Consider the following 22,254-nt stretch of genomic DNA (forward strand, 5'->3'; position numbering starts at 1 on the left):
GCTTGAAACCCCCGCTCAAATCCGGACATCACAACCTGCCTGAGCAGTAGGTAAAATATCCTCAAGAAAAGCCCGCCTGCCAAGGTGTCGATTTAAGCGCACTTACTCTTGTCTCAAACCCGACAAAACCCCACACAAGTCTTCTTCAATACATCCATTTTTTGTTGTACTCCCGCCACAAATTGCGCCACATCAATAGATTAGAGGTTTTACGAAACTGGCACAGGCTTTGCCACAGCAGGGTAATGCAGCCCGTCAGAGGCTGTTCACCCAGAAGAGTTTCGGAGGCTAGTCATGATCACCCTTACCCCCAAGGCACAGGAAACCATCGCCCGCTTTATTGAACAGGCCGGTATGCCGGTGGCAGGCCTGCGCATTTCCATTTCTGATGGCGGCTGCTCGGGTCACAAGTACGCCATGCAACTGGAGACAGCTCCCGCAGCAGATGATCAGGTGTTGCCTTTTGGTGATGTCAGCCTGTTGGTGGACCCGACCAGTTATCCGCTGCTGGATGGTTGTACCGTGGATTTTGTGGAAAGCCTGGAAGGTAGCGGCTTCAAGTTTGAAAACCCTAACGCCAAGGCTGCCTGCAACTGCGGCAAGTCATTTGCGGCCTGAGGAGGAACAGATCATGTGGGATTATTCCGAAAAAGTTCAGGAACATTTTTACAACCCGCGTAATGCCGGTGCGCTGGAAGAAGCCAACGGGGTGGGTGATGTGGGTTCACTGTCCTGCGGTGATGCACTGCGCCTGATGCTGAAGGTGGAGCCGGACAGTGAAGTGATTCTGGATGCTCGTTTCCAGACCTTTGGTTGTGGTTCAGCCATTGCCTCTTCTTCGGCACTGACCGAAATGATCAAGGGCAAAACCCTGGATGAAGCACTCAAGGTCAGTAATCAGGATATTGCCGATTATCTGGATGGCCTGCCGCCGGAAAAAATGCACTGTTCTGTGATGGGGCGTGAAGCCCTGCAGGCTGCCGTAGCCAACTACCGGGGTGAGGTCTGGAGTGATGATCACGAAGAAGGCGCATTGATTTGTAAGTGTTTTGCCATAGATGCCGTGCTGATTGAAGACACCATTCGTGCCAATAATCTCAGCAGCGTGGAAGAAGTCACCAACTACACCAAGGCCGGTGGCGGCTGTTCAGCCTGCCATGAAGGCATTGAAGAGATTCTAGTCAAGGTACTGGCGGAGCGGGGCGAAACCTTCAGTGTGGATGCCGGTAAAACCGCTCAGGTGGTGAATGCCGCACCGTCTGTAGGGGGCGCTGCACAGGTGCAGGCCGATGCCATGGCCGCATTGACCCAGATTGAAATGCCAGTGGTTGCAGCGGGTGCTGTACCGGCAGCCAGTGGCGGACCCAAGCTGACTAACCTGCAACGCATCCGCAAGATTGAGGAAGTGATAGAACGCTCCCGTCCGGCTTTGCAGCGGGATCGTGGGGATATCGAATTGATTGATGTGGATGGCCGTACGGTTTACGTCAAACTGACCGGCGCCTGCAGTGGTTGTCAGATGGCGAGTATGACCCTCAGCGGTATCCAGCAGCAGATGATGGAAGAGTTGAAGGAATTCATCCAGTTGGTGCCCGTTAGTAAAGCACCAGCCACAACGGGGGTATAAACATGAACACCGTTTATCTGGACAATAACGCCACCACGCAGGTTGATCCTGCGGTTGTGGAAGCCATGCTGCCTTATTTTACCGAGCAGTTTGGCAACCCATCTTCCTTGCACAGTTACGGCAACCGTGTGGGTCTGGCATTAAAAACCGCTCGTCAACAAATCCAGCAGTTGCTGGGTGCAGAACATGAAACCGAAATTGTATTCACCTCCTGCGGAACCGAAAGTGACTCCACAGCCATTCTTTCCGCATTAAAGGCCCAGCCGGATCGCAAAGAAATCATCACCACCGTGGTGGAGCACCCAGCCGTGCTGGCCTTGTGTGAGTACCTGGAAAAAGAAGGTTACACCGTGCATTACCTGAAGGTGGACGGTAAAGGACGGCTGGATCTGGATGAGTACCAAAGCCTGCTGAGTGATCAGACCGCCATTGTCAGTGTGATGTGGGCCAACAACGAAACCGGCACCTTTTTCCCGGTGGTGGAAATGGCTGAAATGGCCTGGAATGCCGGGGTGATGTTCCACACCGATGCAGTGCAGGCGGTGGGCAAGATCCCGATGGATTTAAAAAACACCAAAATTGACCTGCTCAGCATTTCCGGCCACAAACTCCATGCACCCAAGGGTATTGGTGTGTTGTATCTGCGCCGTGGCACCCGTTATCGCCCACTGCTGCGTGGTGGGCATCAGGAGCGCGGTCGTCGTGCCGGTACTGAAAATTCGGCCTCTATTGTGGCACTGGGCAAAGCAGCAGAAATGGCGCTGGCTGCAATGGAGCACGAAAACACTGAGGTCAAACGCCTGCGGGACAAGCTGGAGCAAGGAATCCTGTCACAGGTGGGTCATGCTTTTGTTACTGGTGATCCGGACAACCGCCTGCCTAACACCTGCAACATTGCGTTTGAATACATCGAGGGTGAGTCGATCCTGCTGCTGCTGAACAAGCATGGCATAGCGGCATCCAGCGGTTCCGCCTGCACCTCCGGTTCACTGGAACCTTCTCATGTGATGCGGGCCATGGGGCTGCCTTATACCGCCGCCCACGGCACTGTGCGTTTTTCGCTGTCGCGTTACACCACAGAAGCAGAAATTGATCTAGTGATTGAAGTCATTCCGGGCATCATCGACCAGTTGCGCAAACTGTCGCCCTACTGGAAAGACGGTGCACCGGTTGAAGAAGCCTTTGATCCGGCTTATGCCTGAAACGCCAGATGAACAGGAGCCACCCATGAGCCAGCCCAGACGCATCATCATTGATGACACCACCCTGCGGGATGGTGAGCAGACTGCCGGGGTGGCTTTTACACTGGATGAAAAACGCGCCATTGCCACCCAACTGGATGCACTGGGTGTAGCGGAGCTGGAAGTAGGCATTCCGGCAATGGGTGAAGTGGAGCGGGAAGATATTTGTGCCATTGCGGCATTAAATCTCTCCTCAGAACTGGTGGCCTGGGGACGCATGCACCCGGATGACCTGACCGCCAGTGCCGGTTTACCCATTCAATGGCTGGATCTGTCCATTGCCTCCTCTGATCTGCACCTGGAACGCAAGATCAAAAAAAGCCGTGACTGGGTGTTGCAACAAATCCGTGAGCTGGTGCCTCGTGCTTGTGATCTTGGGTATCGAATCATTCTTGGTTGTGAAGATGCCTCGCGCTCTGATCCGGATTTTCTGCACCAGTTGGCAGAAACCGCCCAGCAGGCCGGTGCCAGTCGTATCCGTTTTGCTGACACGCTGGGCATCATGGAGCCCTTTGGTGTTTTTGATCGTATCAGCCAACTGGCCAGCCGTTGTGATCTGCAAATCGAAATGCATGCCCACGATGATCTGGGACTGGCAACAGCCAACAGTCTGGCCGCTGCCCGTGCCGGTGCCACCCACATCAACACTACGGTGAATGGTTTGGGTGAACGCGCCGGTAATGCCGCACTGGAAGAAGTAGTGCTGGGCTTGAATCAACTCTATGGCATGAATACCGGCATCAGCCTGACTGCGTTTCCAGAACTGTCCGAACTGGTGGCTCTGGCTTCCGGTCGTCCGGTGAGCTGGCAAAAAAGTCTGGTGGGTGAGGGGGTGTTTACCCACGAAGCGGGTATTCATGTGGATGGCCTGTTAAAAGACCCGCTGATTTATCAGGGTGTTGATCCGGCTTTGCTGGGTCGCAGTCACCAGTTGGTGCTGGGCAAACACTCCGGCAGCCATGCGGTACAAGCACGTTATGCCGGTCTGGGGCTGCAGCTTAGTACCGATCAGGCAAGACTGCTGCTGATTGCCATTCGTCAGCGCAGCAAGGTATGCAAACAACCACCGCAGGATAATGAGTTATTGAGTCTGTATCAGGAAATATCCCGGTTACCCTTTTCTCCAACCCTTGTGTGAGGTGAGCATGAACTGTCCAGAAGATATTAAATCCCTTGAGGATTTTGAAGATGCTCTGCAGGAGCTGGAGAGCGCCGAAGACTTTCTGCTGTTTTTTCAAGTCGATTTTGATGCCCGTGTGGTGCAGGTAAATCGCCTGCATATTCTGCAGCGTTTTCATAACCTGCTGAGTAAAACCAGCCTGCCAGAAGATCTGGATCAGCGTTTTTCTGTGCATCAAACCCTGCTGCAACAGGCCTACCAGAGTTTTGTTCACTCCAGTGCTCAGCAGGAAAAGGTATTAAAAGTGTTTAATCGTGGTCAGCCCGGCAGCGGTTTTGTCTCGCTGGGTGCTATTGGAGGTGTGAAATGAACCCGATTTATGACTATGGCGATGAAGTGCGGGTGATCCGTAATGTACGCAACGACGGCAGTTTTCCCGGTAAAGACAAGGGTGACTTGTTAATTCGCCGCGGGCAAACCGGGCATGTACGCAACATAGGCACGTTTTTGCAGGATCAGATCATCTACACCGTGCACTTTATCGAAGAAGGGTTGCAGGTTGGCTGCCGTGAAGAAGAACTGGTGCTTGCAGCTGAACCCTGGGCTCCCAGCCGTTTTGAAAGCCGTGAAAAGGTGCACTCACGGCTGGCCTTGTCACTGCGGGGTGAAATTGTGGTGGAACCCGGCACAGTGGGTGAAGTGTTAAAGGTTAATCGTGATGATTCCGAAGTCGGAGTGACTTATCACATTTTGTTTCCCGGTCACGTACTGGCTGTGCCGGAGCAGGCACTGATGAGTCAACAGGAAGCCGTTGAGGAGGGTTACAAGGAGGCTGAATATGCAACACTTGACTGAAGAGCAGGCACTCACTTATCTGGCATTAAAAATTGCCGATGCCCAGCATGGTAAACAGCTGAACGAACTGGAAGGTGAACAGCTGCAGGAAGTGATGGCTCAGGCCAGACGCCAGTATCTGCTGGAAGAAAAAGTGCTGGCCTCACCGGAAAGCCAGCAGGTATGCCTGCCAGAAACAACACTGGACGATGCCTGGTTACGCATTCGCGGACGTTATGAAGAAGAGCAGGATTTTGAACGGGCATTAGCGCTGGTGAAACTGACACCCACTGCTTACCGTCAGGCATTGAGCCGTGAGCTGCGCCTTGAGGCCGTGCTGGAAAAAGTAGCCAGTCAGGCAACACCGATCAGTGATGAAGATGTGGCGCGTTTTTACCACCGCAACCTGGATAAATTCACTATTCCGGAAAAACGCCGTACCCGCCATTTACTGATTACCGTGGACGAAAACCGTGCTGATGCCGGTGAACTGCTGGTGTTGCAACAGATGGAGGCAATACGTGCCCGCCTGTTAAAACGCCCGGAGCTTTTTTCACAATTGACCCTGCAACACTCCCAGTGCCCGACTGGGGTGGAAGGTGGGCAGCTTGGCCTTGTTACACCGGGACTATTGTTTGAAGCACTCGATCAGGCGCTGTTTCAGATGCAGGCCGAAGAACTCAGCCCACCCCTGCGCTCACCCCTGGGTTATCACCTGCTCTACTGCGAAGCCATCATCCCCGCAGAAAGCAAAACCCTTGAAGAAGCCCGCCCAAAAATCATCGAACACCTGCAGGACAAACAACGCCAGCAACTCCAGAAACGCTGGATGCTGCAGTTGTAACACTTGCTCCGTATAAAACCAGCCATCCAGTTTATTCCGGGTGGCTGCTTTTCTTTTCCTATCCATCCCCTGTCTGGTTTTTTCTTTTACAATGCTTCACAACGATCTACGCCGCTCATACGGTCAATCAATGGCAGAATGTAAAAAATGGCGTGTCTGCGATACCTTCCGAGGCACCGTAGACGTTGGCAATCAGTAGACTGATCACGCCTCCTTACTACTGCGGCTTCCTTCAGATTCCACCTCGCGATGGACACCCTTGCCGTTCGGCTAACAGTTCCCCTGATCGGGCCTGTAGTGGACTTGCACCACCGAGTCATCCGACCGCCACCACGCGTGATCGGAACAGCGCCTGTCGCGGCGCTACGCGCCATGCCTGGCGCACAACAAAAAGCCGCCTGAGTAAACTCAGGCGGCTTTATCAGCAGAACTCAATCTGCCGGAAACAACAAGCAGCGACTTACCAGCCAGTCACTTCTTTCAGTGCAGTACCGATGTCTGCCAGTGAACGCACAGTTTTAACACCCGCGTCTTCCAGAGCAGCAAACTTCTCATCAGCGGTACCCTTACCACCGGCAATGATGGCACCGGCATGCCCCATGCGCTTACCAGCAGGTGCAGTAACACCGGCAATGTAAGAGACAACAGGCTTGGTGACATTGGCCTTGATGAAGGCAGCAGCTTCTTCTTCGGCAGAACCACCGATTTCACCGATCATTACAATCGCTTCCGTCTGTGGATCTTCCTGGAACAGCTTCAGGATGTCGATGAAGCTGGAACCGGGGATGGGGTCACCACCGATACCCACACAGGTCGACTGACCAAAACCGTAATCAGTGGTCTGTTTCACAGCTTCATAAGTCAGGGTGCCGGAACGGGAAACAATACCGACCTTGCCTGGCTTGTGAATGTGACCAGGCATGATACCGATCTTGCACTCACCGGGAGTGATCACACCGGGGCAGTTTGGACCGATCAGCACCACACCCAGCTCATCACACTTCACTTTGCAGTCCAGCATGTCGAGGGTTGGGATGCCTTCAGTGATGGTCACAATCAGCTTGATACCCGCGTTGGCTGCTTCAAGGATAGAATCCTTGCAGAAGGGAGCCGGAACGTAGATCACGGAAGCTTCTGCACCCGTGGCTTCAACCGCTTCTTTCACGGTGTTAAAAACTGGCAGACCCAGGTGAGTGGTGCCACCTTTACCGGGAGTAACACCACCAACCATTTTGGTGCCGTAAGCTATCGCTTGTTCAGAGTGGAAAGTACCCTGACCACCAGTAAAACCCTGGCAGATGACTTTAGTGTCTTTGTTGATCAATACGCTCATTATTTGCCCTCCGCCGCTTTAACAACTTGCTGAGCTGCATCCGTCAGGCTGGTGGCCGCAATGATGTTCAGACCGCTGTCATCCAGTTTCTTTTTACCCAGATCTGCATTGTTACCTTCAAGGCGAACAACCACAGGCACTTTAACGCCAACTTGTTCAACGGCACCAATGATACCTTCAGCGATCATGTCGCAACGAACGATACCACCAAAGATGTTGACCAGTACGGCTTTGACATTGCTGTCAGACAGAATGATCTTGAATGCTTCGGCTACACGCTCTTTGGTCGCACCGCCACCTACGTCGAGGAAGTTGGCTGGCTGACCGCCGTGCAGGTTAACGATGTCCATGGTACCCATGGCCAGACCGGCGCCATTAACCATGCAACCGATGTTGCCATCAAGGGCAACGTAGTTCAGTTCCCACTTGGCTGCATTGGCTTCACGCTCATCTTCCTGAGAAGGATCACGCATTTCCTGCAAATCTTTGTGGCGGTACATGGCATTACTGTCGATAACCAACTTGGCATCCAGGCAGTGCAGATTGCCTTCTTCAGTAATCACCAGCGGGTTAATTTCCAGCAGTGCCAGATCCTTGTCAGTAAACAGCTTGGCCAGACCCATGAAGATCTTGGTGAACTGTTTGATCTGCTCACTGTTCAGACCCAGCTTGAAGCCGAGTTCACGCGCCTGGTAAGGTTGTGCACCAACCAGCGGATCAATAATCGCTTTGAGGATTTTTTCTGGAGTTTCTTCGGCAACCTTCTCGATCTCCACACCACCTTCGGTAGATGCCATGAAAACGACGCGACGGGTACCACGATCCAGTACCGCACCCAGATACAGTTCATTGGCGATATCGGTGCAGCTTTCGACCAGAATCTTGCTGACGGGCTGACCATTTTTATCAGTCTGATAGGTGACCAGATTCTTACCCAGCCACTGTTTGGCAAAAGCAGCCGCTTCATCAGCGGATTTGATCAGTTTTACACCGCCCGCTTTACCGCGACCACCCGCGTGGACCTGAGCCTTAACGACCCACATGTTACCGCCAATTTTTTTACAGGCTTCAGCTGCTTCTTCCGGAGTATCTACTGCAAAACCGGTGGAAACAGGCAAACCGTAATCGGCGAACAGTTTTTTTCCCTGATATTCGTGCAGGTTCATAATTACAATGCCGTCTTTGTCTGTTACTTGCGACTTGATACACCCCATCAGAACACCCGCTTGTAGCAAATGACCTGACAGGGTGTATCCCCAGTGGGTTGCCGGTCAGGCGAACCCACAAACTTTAAAACTGATTAAAATCAGCGTTTTTTGCGATTGGCCATGTGAATGGCGTGACCATCCACTGCCAGAGCTGCTTCGTGTACTGCTTCAGACAGGGTTGGGTGTGCAAAACACATCAACGCCAGATCTTCAGCAGAAGAACCAAATTCAAGGGCAATTACACCGTTGTGAATCATTTCACCGGCATTCTGACCAAAAATATGCATACCCAGTACACGATCAGTTTCTTCGTGAGCCAGAATTTTCACCATACCTTCTGTGCAGTTGTTGGCCATGGCGCGACCAATGGCAGAGAAGGGGAAAACGCCGGACTTGTAGGGAACACCAGAAGCCTTCAGGTCTTCTTCTGTTTTACCAACAGAGGCCACTTCCGGGAAGGTGTAAATCACACCGGGGATGGCATCATAGTTCATCTCAGCCTTGTGACCGGCAATCAGGTCAGCCACAGTGACACCTTCTTCAGATGCCTTGTGAGCCAACATCGGACCACGGACCACGTCACCAATGGCGTAAACGCCCGGTACAGAAGTACGGCACTGGTCATCAACATAGATGAATCCACGCTCATCCAGAGAGACGCCAGAATCATCAGCCAGCACACCCTTGGTGTAGGGCTTGCGACCCACACAGACGATCAGTTTGTCAAACACCTTGTTGTGTTCGCCCTTGGCGTCGGTGTAAGTGACTTCAACTTCTTTGCCGTTGATTTTGCTGGCTGTTACACGGGCACCCAGTTCAATCTGCAGGCCTTGTTTGGTCAGTGATTTTTTCACTTCCTTAGCGATCTGCTGATCAGTTGTTGCCAGGAAGGTATCCATGGCTTCAAATACGGTGACCTCAGAACCCAGACGGCTCCAGACAGAACCTAGCTCCAGACCGATCACACCACCACCAATGACACCCAGACGCGCAGGCGTTTCAGTGAAGTCCAGTGCACCAGTGGAATCAACAATCAAGCCTTCAGTCAGTGGAGTCGGCGGAATTTCAACGGGTACGGAACCGGAAGCAATAATCACGTTTTCGGCTTCCAAAACCTGGGTATTACCGTCGTGACCGGTTACCTCAACCTTTTTGCCTGCCAGCAGCTTACCGGTGCCTTCATAAGAAGCAACACCATTGGCTTTGAACAGCATGGCAATACCACCAGTCAGTTGCGTGACAATTTTGTCCTTGCGACCCACCATTTTTTTTACGTCCATTTTGACGTCTTTGGCTTCGATGCCAAAAGTCTCAAAATCGTGTGTAGCTTCGTGATACTTGTGGGAGGCTTCCAGCAGTACTTTGGAAGGAATACAACCCACGTTCAGACAGGTGCCGCCAAGAACAGTTTTACCATCCTTGTTCACCCATTTTTCAATACAAGCGGTTTTTAAACCCAGCTGTGCAGCACGGATGGCTGCAACATAACCACCAGGACCGGCACCAATCACTACTACATCAAATTTATCAGACATTATTCTGTTCCTGTTTCAGAGTATCAGGATAAAAACACTTCCAGCCATTATACATCCAGCAGGATACGTGCTGGATCTTCCAATAGTTCCTTGATGGTGACCAGGAACTGTACCGCATCCTTGCCATCAATCATCCGGTGGTCATAAGACAACGCCAGATACATCATCGGACGAATCACGACTTGACCATTAATAGCCATCGGGCGCTCCTGGATCTTGTGCATACCCAGAATGGCTGTTTGTGGCGGGTTAATGATCGGAGTGGACATCAGTGAACCGAACACACCGCCGTTGGTGATAGTGAAGGTACCACCCTGCAGATCATCAATGCCAATTTTACCTTCACGGCCACGCTTGCCAAAATCAGCAATGGTGCCTTCGATATCAGCCAGGTTCATGGAGTCACAATCGCGCAGCACAGGAACCATCAGACCACGTTCGGTGGAAACAGCTACACCGATGTCCTGATAACCGTGGTAAACAATGTCGGTGCCATCAATGGAGGCATTCACATCAGGGAAACGCTTCAGTGCTTCCGTTGCTGCTTTTACAAAGAAAGACATAAAGCCCAGACGCACACCATTGTGACGCTTCTCGAACAGATCTTTGTACTGCTTGCGCAATTCCATGACCGGCTTCATGTCCACTTCATTGTAGGTGGTCAGCATTGCAGCCGTTTGTTGAGCCTGAACTAGACGCTTGGCAATGGTTTGACGCATACGACTCATGGGGACACGCTTCTCGATACGCTCGCCAGGTGCAACAGAAACCTGTACTGGAGCAGCAGCAGCTGCCTTAGCTACAGGTGCGCTGCCAGCCTTCATCACGTCTTCTTTGGTGATCATTCCACCCTTACCACTGCCCTGAATGTTATTCAGATCCAAACCTTTTTCTGCGGCCAGCTTACGGGCAGCAGGAGCCACACGTTTGTCACCCACCACTTCGGCATCATCAGCTGATGCAGCAGCCGGTGCAGCTTCAGCCTTGGCAGCAGGCGCAGCAGCTACAGCACCTTCTTTAACCAGAGCCAGCACCTGCTCAGAAGCAACGGTATCACCTTCATTGGCAAGGATTTTTTCCAGTACACCATCAACGGGCGCTGGAACTTCCAGAACCACTTTATCAGTTTCGATATCAACCAGAATTTCATCACGGCTGACTGCTTCGCCAGGCTGTTTGTGCCAGGTTGCAACCGTGCCCTCAGCAACGGACTCAGGGAAAGTTGGAGCTTTGATCTCAATAGCCATGTTATACCTTTCCTAACATATTCTTGTGTTCCGGGCCGTTAAAGCCCGGACGTATTGGAGTTTGCCTGCTGTTATGCCTCAAAGGCGTCAGCAACCAGACGGTTCTGTTGTTCAACGTGCACACTGGCGTAACCGCAGGCAGGTGCAGCAGAAGCAGGACGACCGGCAAACTTGAGCTGGTTACACAGCTCGCCTTTGACACGACCGATCACATTACGCATGTGGTGCTGGCTCGAATACCAGGCACCCTGATTCTGTGGTTCTTCCTGACACCAGACAACATGCTCAAGATTGGTGTACTGCGCCAGTTCTGCTTCCAGGTCATCTTCCGGGAAGGGGTAGAGCTGTTCGATACGTACAATCGCGGTATCTTCAGCACCCGTTTCTTCGCGTTTGGCTGCAAGGTCGTAATAAACCTTGCCACCACAAAGAATGACACGCTTGACCTTTTTTGGATCCAGTTTGCCTTGATCACCAATGACTGTCTGGAAGTGACTATTAGCCAGATCTTCCAGTGTGGAAGTGGCATCTTTATGGCGCAGCAGACTCTTCGGAGACATCACTACCAGCGGCTTACGCAGTGGGCGCAGTGCCTGACGACGTAAGAGGTGGAAAATCTGCGCGGGTGTTGTTGGTGTACAAACCTGGATATTGTGCTCGGCACATAACTGCAAGTAACGCTCCAGACGAGCAGAGGAGTGTTCTGGCCCCTGACCTTCATAACCGTGTGGCAGCAGCATGGTCAGACCACACAGACGCCCCCACTTGGTTTCACCGGAGGAGATGAACTGATCCATCACCACCTGGGCACCGTTGGCAAAGTCACCAAACTGAGCTTCCCAGATCACCAGTGCATTAGGCATAGTGGTGGCATAACCGTATTCAAACGCCAGCACTGCCTCCTCAGAAAGGTAGGAGTCATGAATCACAAGCTGTGGCTGACCTTCTTTCAGGTTTTGCAGCGGTACATAAACACGAGCATCATTAAAATCGTGCAGTACAGCATGACGGTGAGAGAAGGTACCACGGCCCACGTCCTGCCCGGTGATACGGATTGGATGGTTGGCATCCAGCAACGTGGCATAAGCCAGCACTTCAGCAAAACCCCAGTTCAGTGCCATACCACCAGCGAGCATCTTGCGGCGATCTTCATAGATCTTGGCAACCTGACGCTGCATCTGGAAACCTTCCGGCACTTCACACATCTTAACGGCAAGTTCCTGCAAGTGTTTGATATCCAAACTGGTATCATACTTAGCAGTCCACTCATGCCCTAGATAAGGAGTCCAGTCAACAAACAGCGCCTTATTGGGTTCTTTGACCAATGACTTGGCCACATGCTGACCGTTGTCCAGTGCATCACGGTAATCATCACTGAATTTTTTGTTTTCTTCAGCAGTAATTACACCAGCAGCCACCAGCTTTTCACCGTAGATTTTGCGGGTACTGGGCTGCTTGGCAATTTTCTGATACATCAGCGGCTGGGTACCGGATGGCTCATCAGCTTCGTTGTGACCACGACGACGGTAACAAACCAGATCAATCACCACATCACGCTTGAACTGCATCCGGTAATCAACAGCCACCTGAGTAACATGCAACACGGCTTCTGGGTCATCACCATTCACGTGGAAAATGGGTGCTGACACCATTTTTGCCACATCGGTGCAGTATTCAGAAGAACGGGTGTCTTCAGGCTTGGAGGTAGTGAAACCCACCTGGTTGTTGATAACGATGTGAATGGTGCCACCGGTTTTGTAGGCACGAGTCTGGGACATCTGGAAGGTTTCCATGACCACGCCTTGACCGGAAAAAGCCGAGTCACCGTGGATGGAAATTGGCATGACCAGTTGACCCGCTTGGTCATCACGACGATCCTGACGGGCGCGTACTGAACCCTCCACCACAGGAGAAACAATTTCCAGGTGAGATGGGTTAAAAGCCAGTGCCAGATGCACCTCACCGCCGGGAGTCATCACATTGGATGAGAAGCCCTGATGGTATTTAACGTCACCTGAACCCTTCTCAACCATTTTCTTGCCATCAAACTCATCAAACAGCTCTGAAGGGTTTTTACCAAGAATGTTGACCAGTGTATTCAGACGACCACGGTGCGCCATGCCAATGACGATTTCTTTGACACCGTAAGAACCGGAACGCTGGATGATTTCATCCATCATCGGAATATAGGACTCACCACCTTCCAGGCCAAAACGTTTAGTGCCAGGGTATTTGGAAGCAAGATAGTTTTCCAGACCCTCAGCGGCCGACAGGCGTTCAAGTAAGTGCTTACGCACTTCGGGACTGTAATCAGGTTTTGAGCGCACTGACTCAAAACGCTGCTGCAGCCAGCGCTTCTCTTCTGTATCCACAATGTGCATAAACTCGGCACCAATGGTGGAACAGTAGGTCTGGCTAACTGCATCATGAATTTCGCGCAGGGTCGCTTTTTCTTTACCAATAAAAAGTGAGCCTGTCTGGAATTCCTGCTCAAGATCATCCTTGTTGAGCTGGTGAAAGCCAAGATCAAGATCAGTCACCGGATAACGCTGCATTAATCCGAGCGGATCCAGTTTGGCTTGCTGATGACCACGGAAACGATAGGCGTTGATCAGCTGCAGAACCTTGACCTGCTTCTTATCATGCGGATTATCCTGGCTGCCACCGGCAACGCGGGATACGCGCTGACGAGCCAGCTGGGAGAAATGATCGCGAACGGGGGTTAAAGGAAGATCCTGCACAGGTGCGCCTTCCGGACGAGGGAGCTTGTTGAAATACTCACGCCATTGTTCCGGTACGGTGTTGGGATCGTTCAGATACTCTTCGTAGAGCTCTTCGATATAATGGACATTACCCCCATAGGTATGGGAGGAATTCCACATAAACTCCATGCTGCCTTCTTGCATTCTGTTATCACCCTGCATGAAGGGGAGTCCATCCACATCGACCGCTGAGCCATTTTCTGTATCAGGCTTCTAGCCTGTGCAGATCTTGCTGTCTCAGTTCCCCTGGCCTTTGTGAACAAACGGGGAAAACCCGTATCCCCTGATGGTTACTTTATTTAGGCAGAAGCCGGTGGATCACACCGGCTTCTGCTTGTGCATTGTACCCGACTGGCAGAAAAACGACAGTGCCGGTACAGGGTTTTACCCACGACTTTTGGTGCATAAGCCCCTTTTTTTAAAGGGCTAAGGCATCAGGTCGCGTTAGACAGCAACATATCGCGGATATGGCCGATGGCACGAGTCGGGTTGAGACCCTTCGGACATACAGCCACACAGCTCATGATGCCGCGGCAACGGAACACACTGAACGGATCATCAAGATCCGACAGGCGGTCACGGGTTGCCGTGTCACGACTATCAATCAGGAAACGATAAGCCTGCAACAGACCGGATGGACCCACAAACTTGTCGGGGTTCCACCAGAATGAAGGGCAGGCTGTGGAGCAGCAGGCACAGAGAATACACTCGTACAGGCCGTCCAGCTTGTCGCGCTCCTCGGGAGATTGCAGACGCTCAATGGCCGGAGCCGGAGTGTCATTGATCAGGTAGGGCCGGATGCGTTCGTACTGTTGGTAGAACAGACCCATATCCACGACCAGATCCCGAATGACTGGTAGACCGGGCAATGGACGCAGAATCAGCTTGCCGCCTTTCACCACCTCAGACAAGGGGGTGATGCAGGCCAGACCATTTTTGCCGTTCATGTTCATACCGTCAGAGCCGCACACACCTTCACGGCAGGAGCGACGGTAAGCCATACCATTGTCTTTTTCTTTCACCAGATGCAGAACATCCAGCACCATCAGGTCTTTGCCCTTGGTGTCGATTTCAAAGTCCTGCATGTAAGGCGCTTTATCCGTTTCCGGATTGTAACGATAAACTGATACCTGAAGCATCTTTACTCTCCTAACATCAAATCTGATTAGTAAGTACGAATTTTAGGCTCAAAGTGCTTCAGCAGGTCACCCTGAATCAGCTTGGGAGCTCTATTAACATCGCGCTTACCGAGAGTTTTGGTGGTTGGCATATACACAGAATGCTTCAGCCAGTTGGCATCATCCCGCTCGGTGAAGTCATTACGACTGTGAGCACCACGGCTCTCACGACGCTCGAATGCAGAGATAGCTGTTGCTTCCGCCACTTCCAGCAGGTTATCCAGCTCCAGTGCTTCGATACGGCCAGTGTTGAAAGCGTTGCTCTTGTCCTGCAGGTTTGCCTGACCAATCCGCTCACGCAGATCTTTTAACTGAGCAATACCTTTTTCCATGTATTGGCCATCGCGGAATACACCGAAGTAGTTCTGCATGCAGTTCTGCAGCTCGGCACGCAGTGCCGGTACACTCTCGCCACCTTTTGATTCATTCCAGCGATTCATGCGCGCCAGAGAAGCCTCAAGGTCAGACTGGGATGCCTCATCGTACTGAATACCCTGATCCAGCGCTTTTTCGATGTACAGACCCGCTGCACGGCCAAACACCACCAGATCCAGCAGTGAGTTACCACCCAGACGATTGGCACCGTGTACGGATACACAAGCTGCTTCACCACAGGCAAACAAACCATTAATGATCTGATCTTTGCCGTTGGCATCAACAGTGATAGCCTGACCATGGATATTGGTTGGAATACCACCCATCATGTAGTGACAGGTTGGCACCACAGGAATTGGAGCCTTGACCGGATCCACGTGAGCAAAGGTTTTGGACAACTCAAGGATACCAGGCAGGCGCTTGTTCAGTACCTCTTCACCCAGGTGATCCAGTTTCAGGAACACATGGTCACCCTTCTCACCGGCACCCCGACCTTCCAGGATTTCCAGAACCATGGAGCGGGCAACCACATCACGACCTGCCAGATCTTTGGCATTGGGCGCATAACGCTCCATGAAGCGCTCACCGTCTTTATTGATCAGGTAACCACCTTCACCACGGCAACCTTCAGTGACCAGTGTGCCAGCGCCCCAGATGCCAGTGGGGTGGAACTGCCACATTTCCATATCCTGCATGGCAAAACCGGCGCGCAGCGCCATACCGATACCGTCACCGGTATTGATCAGAGCGTTGGTGGTGGAGGCATAAATACGGCCTGCTCCACCCGTTGCCAGTACGGTGGCCTTGGCTTTGACAAACACGGTTTCGCCAGTTTCGATGCACAGGGCAATACAACCCACTACATCATTGGTGGCGTTTTTCACCAGATCAACGGCATACCATTCGTTCAGAAAGGTGGTGTTGTTTTTCAGGTTACCCTGGTAAAGAGTATGCAGCAGGGCGTGACCGGTACGGTCAGCAGCAGCACAGGTCCGCGATGCCTGACCACCCTTGCCGAAGTCTTTGGACTGACCACCAAAAGGACGCTGATAAATACGACCTTCATCGGTACGAGAAAAGGGCAGACCCATGTGCTCCAGCTCAAAAACAGCCTTGGGGCCTTCGTTACACATGTATTCGATCGCGTCCTGGTCTCCGATATAGTCGGAACCCTTGACGGTATCGTACATGTGCCAACGCCAGTCATCGTTCGGATCATCAGATGCGATGGCACAGGTGATACCACCCTGAGCAGACACCGTGTGTGAACGGGTTGGGAATACTTTGGAAATAACGGCTGTTTTGCGACCAGATTGTGCCAGCTGTAAACCGGCACGCAGGCCTGAACCACCACCACCAACGATGATGGCATCAAACTCTAGAGTACGAAGTGCTGACATGAATTAAACTCCCCACAAAACTTGAACGCCCCAGACCACAAAGGCAAAAAGCGCCAGAATAACAAACAGCTGGAACACAAGGCGGATGCCCGTTGGCTTGATGTAGTCGGTTGCCACTGTCCACAGGCCAATCCAGGCGTGCGCAGCAATCGATAACAGTGCCAGCATGCTGAAAATACGCATCCAGGTGCACTGGAAGAGTGTTGACCAAGTCAGGTAATCCAGATTCGGATTCACCAGAAAAAAACCAACCATGAACAGGGTGTAGGCCAGCAGAATAACGGCTGTGGCGCGCTGCATCAGCCAGTCAGCCAAGCCGCTGCGACCAAAATTGGTGATATTGGTTACCATACCCAGACTCCTGCCAGCAGAATGAGAACAACAGAAACAATCACAACCGCCTGAGACATCTTGTGCCCACCCTCAAGTGTGACACCAATATCCAGATCCATGATCAGGTGTTTAAAACCGGCTACACAGTGATAAGCCAGTGCAGACAGCAGACCCCAGAGCACAAACTTGGCCAGGAAATTCTGCTGCAGAACAGTTTTCACACTCTCAAAGCCCTCCGGTGAGGAGAGAGACACTTCCAGTGCCCAGAACATGAAAATCAGGCCAACAAACATAATCACACCGGTGATACGGTGAGTGATTGATGTCAGCGCTGATAAAGGGAGCTTTATCGTCGATATATCGAGGTTTACAGGTCTTTTGCTTTTCACGGCTCTACACACTCTTATGGTGCTTGCACAGGTTTCCCCGGCAACAAGCGATTGTATTTAAAAGCGCTCGCAGAACACACAGTTGCTCCTGTATCTTCTGATCAAGCACTCATCCCCCTGGTGCAGGTCGCTGATTATAGGAACCCAAAAATGCTTACGCAATCTAGCCAAAGGTTGTGCACCGCATCAAAATAAGCGAATCTTACAGCCTACTCTGAACCTAGGCGTGGCGCATTCTAGCAACCCTGAGGACGATTACCCTAGCCATTTAGCGTAATTGACAAGAGATTTAAGCCTTCTATAGTGATGCCACCTTGATTTTCAGTTAGGCAAGCGTGACCAAAATAAATAAGGAGGCCTTATGGCTGACAAGAAAGCAGTATTGACCGTTGATGGTCTTGACCAAGGTGTTGAACTACCGATCCTGAGCGGTACTGTTGGACCGGACGTGATTGATGTGCGCAGCCTGGGTTCAACCGGCATGTTCACTTATGATCCAGGCTTTTTGGCAACCGCATCCTGCGAATCCAAAATCACCTACATTGATGGTGGTCAGGGCATTCTTCTGCATCGTGGTTATCCCATTGATCAGCTGGCCGAACGGTCCGATTACGTGGAGCTCTGTTACCTGCTGCTGAACGGTGAATTACCGACACCTGCCCAGCGTGACAAATTTGAAAACACCATTCGCCGCCATACCATGGTGCATGAGCAGCTGACCCAGTTCTTCAAAGGCTTCCGTCGTGATGCTCACCCGATGGCTGTTATGTGTGGTGTTGTTGGTGCGCTTTCAGCTTTTTATCATGAAGCGATGGATATCAGTGATGCTTATCACCGTGAAGTGTCTGCACACCGCCTAATCGCCAAAATGCCGACCATTGCTGCCATGTGTTTTAAATATTCCACTGGTCAGCCTTTTGTTTATCCACGCAATGATCTGACCTACGCAGAAAACTTCCTGCACATGATGTTTGCTACACCCTGCGAGGAATACAAGGTTAATCCGATCTTTGCCAAGGCCATGGATCGTATTTTCATGCTGCACGCTGACCACGAGCAGAACGCCTCCACCTCCACTGTACGTCTGGCTGGCTCCACTGGCGCCAACCCCTTCGCCTGTATTGCAGCGGGTATTGCTGCACTCTGGGGCCCTGCCCACGGCGGTGCCAACGAAGCAGTACTCACCATGCTGGATGAAATTGGTGACGAGTCTCGCATCGAAGAATTTGTTGCTCGCGCCAAAGACAAAGATGATCCTTTCAAACTGATGGGCTTTGGTCACCGCGTTTACCGCAACTTTGACCCACGTGCCAAGGTTATGAAACAGACCTGTGATGAAGTACTGCAGGAACTGGGCATGGCCGATGATCCACAGTTAAAAATTGCCAAGCGTCTGGAACAGATTGCCCTGGAAGACGAATACTTCAAAGATCGCAGTCTCTACCCGAATGTCGACTTTTATTCCGGCATCATTCTTAAAGCCATTGGTATCCCCACCAATATGTTCACGGTAATTTTCGCCATGAGCCGTACCATTGGCTGGATTTCCCACTGGAATGAAATGATCAGCAACGACTACAAAATTGGTCGTCCGCGTCAGCTTTATACTGGTTCACCTCAGCGCGACTACCCGGCTCGCTGAACATCTAGTTGCCGCTACACAAAAGGCTGCCGCAAGGCAGCCTTTTTAATGGTTGCTCACAAGGCTTGGTGCCTTTAATCTTGGCGCATACTCAGATCGGGAGCAGAAGATGGCCTCAGCACAAAAAATCGCTTTTATTGGACTTGGAGTCATGGGTGGCCCGATGGCGGGCCACCTTGACAAAGCAGGACATCAACTGACAGTATTTAATCGCAGCAATAAAAAAGCCATACAATGGGCAGCCGCCCACCCTGGACATACCGCTGCAGCCACTCCAGCAGAAGCCGCTGCAGAAGCAGATATTGTGCTGCTGTGTGTCGGCAAGGATGAAGACGTTCGTGAAGTGATTTGCGGCGACCAGGGTGTTTTAAAAACCCTGCGTCCCGGCAGCCTAATCATTGATCACACCACAGCCTCCGCTACCCTCGCCAGAGAAATGGCAGAACGTTGCAGCGAACAACAGATCGAGTTTATTGATGCGCCTGTTTCCGGTGGACAGCAGGGCGCAGAAAACGGACAGCTCACCATTATGGCGGGAGGATCTGAGCAGGCATTTAAACGGGCTGAACCCATTATGCAGGTTTTTGCCCGCGCCGTAACTCTGATGGGACCATCTGGTAGCGGGCAACTCACCAAAATGGTTAATCAAATTTGTATTGGCGGCCTGGTTCAAGCCCTGGCAGAAGGCCTGAATTTTGCAAAGCAGGCCGGGCTGGATCAGCAAAAGGTGATTGATGTTATTAGCCTTGGAGCAGCAGGCTCCTGGCAAATGGCCAACCGCCACAAAACCATGATTGCTGATGAATATGAACACGGTTTTGCGGTAAACTGGATGCGTAAAGATTTGGACATTTGTCTGATTCAGGCAAGAAATCTGGGTGTCCAGTTACCGGTCACCGCACTGGTTGATCAACTTTATGCTGAAGTGCAGCAAATGGGTGGTGGACGCTGGGATACTTCCAGCCTGCTGAAACGTTTGCAAGGTTATTCTTCGAAACAATAGTCCGGCTTAAAAATACAGAACTATACAACGACCTGTTTTTATCCGAAATCAAAGGCTCAGTCTTGATTCTTGTTACCGCAACAGGTATTAAGCACTATTGATTATACAGACATTAAATCCAGCAGTTAATTTGTGGGCAAGATGGAAACTAGAACCGGCACAGCAGCGGAACCCAGCGACAAAAAACCTGAAGGACAGCTGATCAAGTCCAAGGAAGGAGTCTATCGCTTGTTAAGGCGACTGGAATCTCGACACACGCCTATCAAATTGTATTTTGATTCCGTTTCGGATCACTACACCAGCATAGTTCTGGCTGTAAACTTTAAGGAAGGTTTTTTCCTGCTGGATGAAGTCACTCCAAAATGGGGTGATGAACTCATGGCTAAAGCCATTCCTTTTGGTTTTGACAGCTTTCATGATGGCTGCAAAATCAGCGCAACCGGCATGCAGGCCAGCGGCAGAGCAGTTAAACAAGGCAGTCCGATCTACAAGATCAACTTCCCGAATGAACTGCATTTTCTACAACGCCGTCAGTTCTATCGTGCCCCCATACGCATGTCACTGGAAATTATTGTCAGGCTCGGCGTGCAAACACCGCCGGTTATCCGTGATGAATATGACAATATCATTCCGCAAAAAGCTGTATGGGCTTACCAGGGCCTGCTGCGCGACCTGTCTGCGCAGGGTGGGCAGATTGAAGTTGAAGGTGATTTGCGGGAAGAGCTGACCAAAAACACCGAATACACCAGCTGCCACCTGATTTTCCCCAACAATCATCTGATTGATCTGGGTATTGCTGTACGTCATGTGGCCTATGATGAAAAAAAGAAACTCAGCAGTCTAGGTTGCCAGTTCATTAACATGAACCCCAAGCTGGATCGCCAGATTTCTTTTGTTGTCACTGAACTGCAACGCGATAACGCCCGCGTCAGCTCTGGAAACTCCATATCCTCCCCACCTTCTGAACTTTTCACCAGTCCGGACGGAAAAGAAGGCAAGGATGACAACAGCCAGAAATCAGGTGAGCAAGACGACAATAACTCAGCCAATCTGAACAAACTCTCGATTGGTGAGGCACACACCCATGCGGTCGGAGTTGTACGCCAGCTTGTTATTCAATTACGTGACAAAAAACCTATTCCGTTCAAAGAAGCCAAAACGGCTGCAGAGATTCTATTGCGCGCCCTGCAGCAGGATCGCCAGGAACTGCTTCTCTACACCCGTATTCGCACCCCCAATAACTATCTGTATGAACATTCAGTCAGCATGGGTGTACTGCTGGCTGACCAGACCATGCACAATGTCAGCAACCCAAAATCCAGGGATGAGGATTACTTGCGTAACTTGATTTACGCCGGCCTGTGTCACGATCTCGGCAAAGGTCTTATCCCCGAGCGTATTATTGGAAAAGTTGGCGGGCTGACCGAACAGGAAGCCAAGGTTATGCACAAACACTCCCTGTTAACCCGCGAGATCCTGTCACGCCAACAAGGAACCCCCGAGGTTGCCCTGGATATCGCCACACAGAACTGCGAGCGGCTGGATGGATCAGGAAACCCCGAACACCTCAAAAGCCTCTCCATCAGCCCTGTTGGCAAGCTGGCGGCAGTAATTGATGTATTTGATGCCATGACCAATGGTCGTAGTTATCGTGTCGGGCTGCCACATGCATTGGCTTTTAAACGTCTGATGGCGATGAAAAACCAGCTGGACCTGGCAGTCACACAACAACTAATCAAACGCCAAGGGCTTTTCCCCATTGGATCACTGGTTAGTTTTGAAAATGGTGATCTTGCATTTGTTAAACGCCACAACGAAGATCATCAACCAAAGGTTGTACGACTGGTCTTTAACAAAAATACCTCTCAAAACCTACCAATGCGCGATGTTGAAGTTGGCTCCAGTGCTACAATGGGAAAAATTGTGGCACCTGAAGATCCCACCCGCTACCGCCTGATGAATGACGTTTTACTGGATGAGCTCTGACACCTTCTTATCCACAGTTCATGTGGATAAGAAGGTGTACAAGATCTTGTCACAACCCCGCAACCCATCAAACACAGTACACCAACAGACATGAACGTTTTTTGTACAGCATCATCCCAAGTCCTTTGATCATGGTGCTCTCAGACTAAAAACCACCAACAAAGATATAAATCTAAAGCACAAAAAAGCCAATCACT

General features: G+C 51.3%; 19 protein-coding genes. 10 read left to right on the plus strand and 9 right to left on the minus strand.

Going from position 1 to position 22,254, the window contains the following annotated elements:
• The first annotated feature begins 294 nt into the window (after positions 1-294).
• Genes IBX50_RS08290 through nifM form a run of 7 tightly spaced genes read left to right on the plus strand, consistent with a single transcriptional unit; the run spans position 295 to position 5,666 of the window.
• Positions 295-618, plus strand: a complete 324-nt coding sequence (locus IBX50_RS08290; RefSeq protein WP_292254969.1) for an iron-sulfur cluster assembly accessory protein — start codon at positions 295-297, stop codon at positions 616-618.
• Between the two features lie 13 nt (positions 619-631).
• Positions 632-1,627: a Fe-S cluster assembly protein NifU gene (gene nifU, locus IBX50_RS08295; RefSeq protein WP_292254970.1), complete on the plus strand. Its 996-nt coding sequence runs from the start codon at positions 632-634 to the stop codon at positions 1,625-1,627.
• Positions 1,628-1,629: 2 nt separating this feature from the next.
• Positions 1,630-2,829: a cysteine desulfurase NifS gene (gene nifS, locus IBX50_RS08300; RefSeq protein WP_292254971.1), complete on the plus strand. Its 1,200-nt coding sequence runs from the start codon at positions 1,630-1,632 to the stop codon at positions 2,827-2,829.
• A 25-nt stretch (positions 2,830-2,854) separates the two neighbouring features.
• Positions 2,855-4,006, plus strand: coding sequence for a homocitrate synthase (nifV, locus tag IBX50_RS08305; RefSeq protein ID WP_292254972.1), 1,152 nt, complete (start codon positions 2,855-2,857; stop codon positions 4,004-4,006).
• A 7-nt stretch (positions 4,007-4,013) separates the two neighbouring features.
• The gene (locus IBX50_RS08310; RefSeq protein WP_292254973.1) at positions 4,014-4,358 is read left to right on the plus strand and encodes a nitrogenase-stabilizing/protective protein NifW; all 345 of its coding nucleotides are present in this window, start codon (positions 4,014-4,016) and stop codon (positions 4,356-4,358) included.
• Positions 4,355-4,843 carry a nitrogen fixation protein NifZ gene (locus IBX50_RS08315; RefSeq protein WP_292254974.1) on the plus strand — a complete coding sequence of 163 codons (489 nt, stop codon included), beginning with the start codon at positions 4,355-4,357 and terminating at the stop codon, positions 4,841-4,843. Before IBX50_RS08310 ends, IBX50_RS08315 begins: the two co-directional genes overlap by 4 nt.
• Positions 4,827-5,666 carry a nitrogen fixation protein NifM gene (gene nifM, locus IBX50_RS08320; RefSeq protein WP_292254975.1) on the plus strand — a complete coding sequence of 280 codons (840 nt, stop codon included), beginning with the start codon at positions 4,827-4,829 and terminating at the stop codon, positions 5,664-5,666. Before IBX50_RS08315 ends, nifM begins: the two co-directional genes overlap by 17 nt.
• Positions 5,667-6,126: 460 nt before the next feature.
• Here the strand turns inward: nifM and sucD are convergent, their stop codons facing one another.
• The 9 genes from sucD to sdhC form a co-directional block, all read right to left on the minus strand.
• Complete coding sequence (sucD, locus tag IBX50_RS08325; RefSeq protein WP_292254977.1) at positions 6,127-6,999, minus strand: succinate--CoA ligase subunit alpha; 873 nt, start codon at positions 6,997-6,999, stop codon at positions 6,127-6,129.
• Positions 6,999-8,165: an ADP-forming succinate--CoA ligase subunit beta gene (gene sucC, locus IBX50_RS08330; RefSeq protein ID WP_292254978.1), complete on the minus strand. Its 1,167-nt coding sequence runs from the start codon at positions 8,163-8,165 to the stop codon at positions 6,999-7,001. The genes sucD and sucC overlap by 1 nt, the downstream gene beginning before the upstream one ends.
• Positions 8,166-8,305: 140 nt before the next feature.
• Positions 8,306-9,742 (minus strand): dihydrolipoyl dehydrogenase, encoded by a 1,437-nt coding sequence (gene lpdA, locus IBX50_RS08335; protein ID WP_292254979.1) that lies wholly within the window; start codon positions 9,740-9,742, stop codon positions 8,306-8,308.
• 47 nt (positions 9,743-9,789) lie between these two features.
• The gene (gene odhB / locus IBX50_RS08340; RefSeq protein ID WP_292254981.1) at positions 9,790-10,989 is read right to left on the minus strand and encodes a 2-oxoglutarate dehydrogenase complex dihydrolipoyllysine-residue succinyltransferase; all 1,200 of its coding nucleotides are present in this window, start codon (positions 10,987-10,989) and stop codon (positions 9,790-9,792) included.
• 71 nt (positions 10,990-11,060) lie between these two features.
• On the minus strand, positions 11,061-13,895 hold the full coding sequence (locus IBX50_RS08345; protein WP_292254992.1) for a 2-oxoglutarate dehydrogenase E1 component: 2,835 nt from the start codon (positions 13,893-13,895) through the stop codon (positions 11,061-11,063).
• 290 nt (positions 13,896-14,185) lie between these two features.
• Complete coding sequence (locus IBX50_RS08350; RefSeq protein WP_292254983.1) at positions 14,186-14,890, minus strand: succinate dehydrogenase iron-sulfur subunit; 705 nt, start codon at positions 14,888-14,890, stop codon at positions 14,186-14,188.
• Between the two features lie 26 nt (positions 14,891-14,916).
• Positions 14,917-16,704, minus strand: coding sequence for a succinate dehydrogenase flavoprotein subunit (gene sdhA / locus IBX50_RS08355; RefSeq protein WP_292254984.1), 1,788 nt, complete (start codon positions 16,702-16,704; stop codon positions 14,917-14,919).
• A 3-nt stretch (positions 16,705-16,707) separates the two neighbouring features.
• Positions 16,708-17,055 (minus strand): succinate dehydrogenase, hydrophobic membrane anchor protein, encoded by a 348-nt coding sequence (sdhD, locus tag IBX50_RS08360; protein WP_292254986.1) that lies wholly within the window; start codon positions 17,053-17,055, stop codon positions 16,708-16,710.
• Positions 17,049-17,426: a succinate dehydrogenase, cytochrome b556 subunit gene (sdhC, locus tag IBX50_RS08365; protein ID WP_292254988.1), complete on the minus strand. Its 378-nt coding sequence runs from the start codon at positions 17,424-17,426 to the stop codon at positions 17,049-17,051. Before sdhC ends, sdhD begins: the two co-directional genes overlap by 7 nt.
• A 361-nt stretch (positions 17,427-17,787) precedes the next feature.
• Between sdhC and gltA the strand changes: the two genes are divergently transcribed.
• From gltA to IBX50_RS08380, 3 genes are all read left to right on the plus strand, one after another.
• Entirely contained in the window at positions 17,788-19,068 is a 1,281-nt protein-coding gene (gene gltA, locus IBX50_RS08370) for a citrate synthase (protein WP_292254989.1), read from the plus strand.
• 109 nt (positions 19,069-19,177) lie between these two features.
• On the plus strand, positions 19,178-20,071 hold the full coding sequence (locus IBX50_RS08375; RefSeq protein WP_292254990.1) for an NAD(P)-dependent oxidoreductase: 894 nt from the start codon (positions 19,178-19,180) through the stop codon (positions 20,069-20,071).
• A gap of 141 nt (positions 20,072-20,212) precedes the next feature.
• Positions 20,213-22,057, plus strand: a complete 1,845-nt coding sequence (locus IBX50_RS08380; protein WP_292254994.1) for a flagellar brake protein — start codon at positions 20,213-20,215, stop codon at positions 22,055-22,057.
• Positions 22,058-22,254 lie beyond the last annotated feature (197 nt).

The sequence above is a fragment of the Marinospirillum sp. genome, from assembly GCF_014859565.1.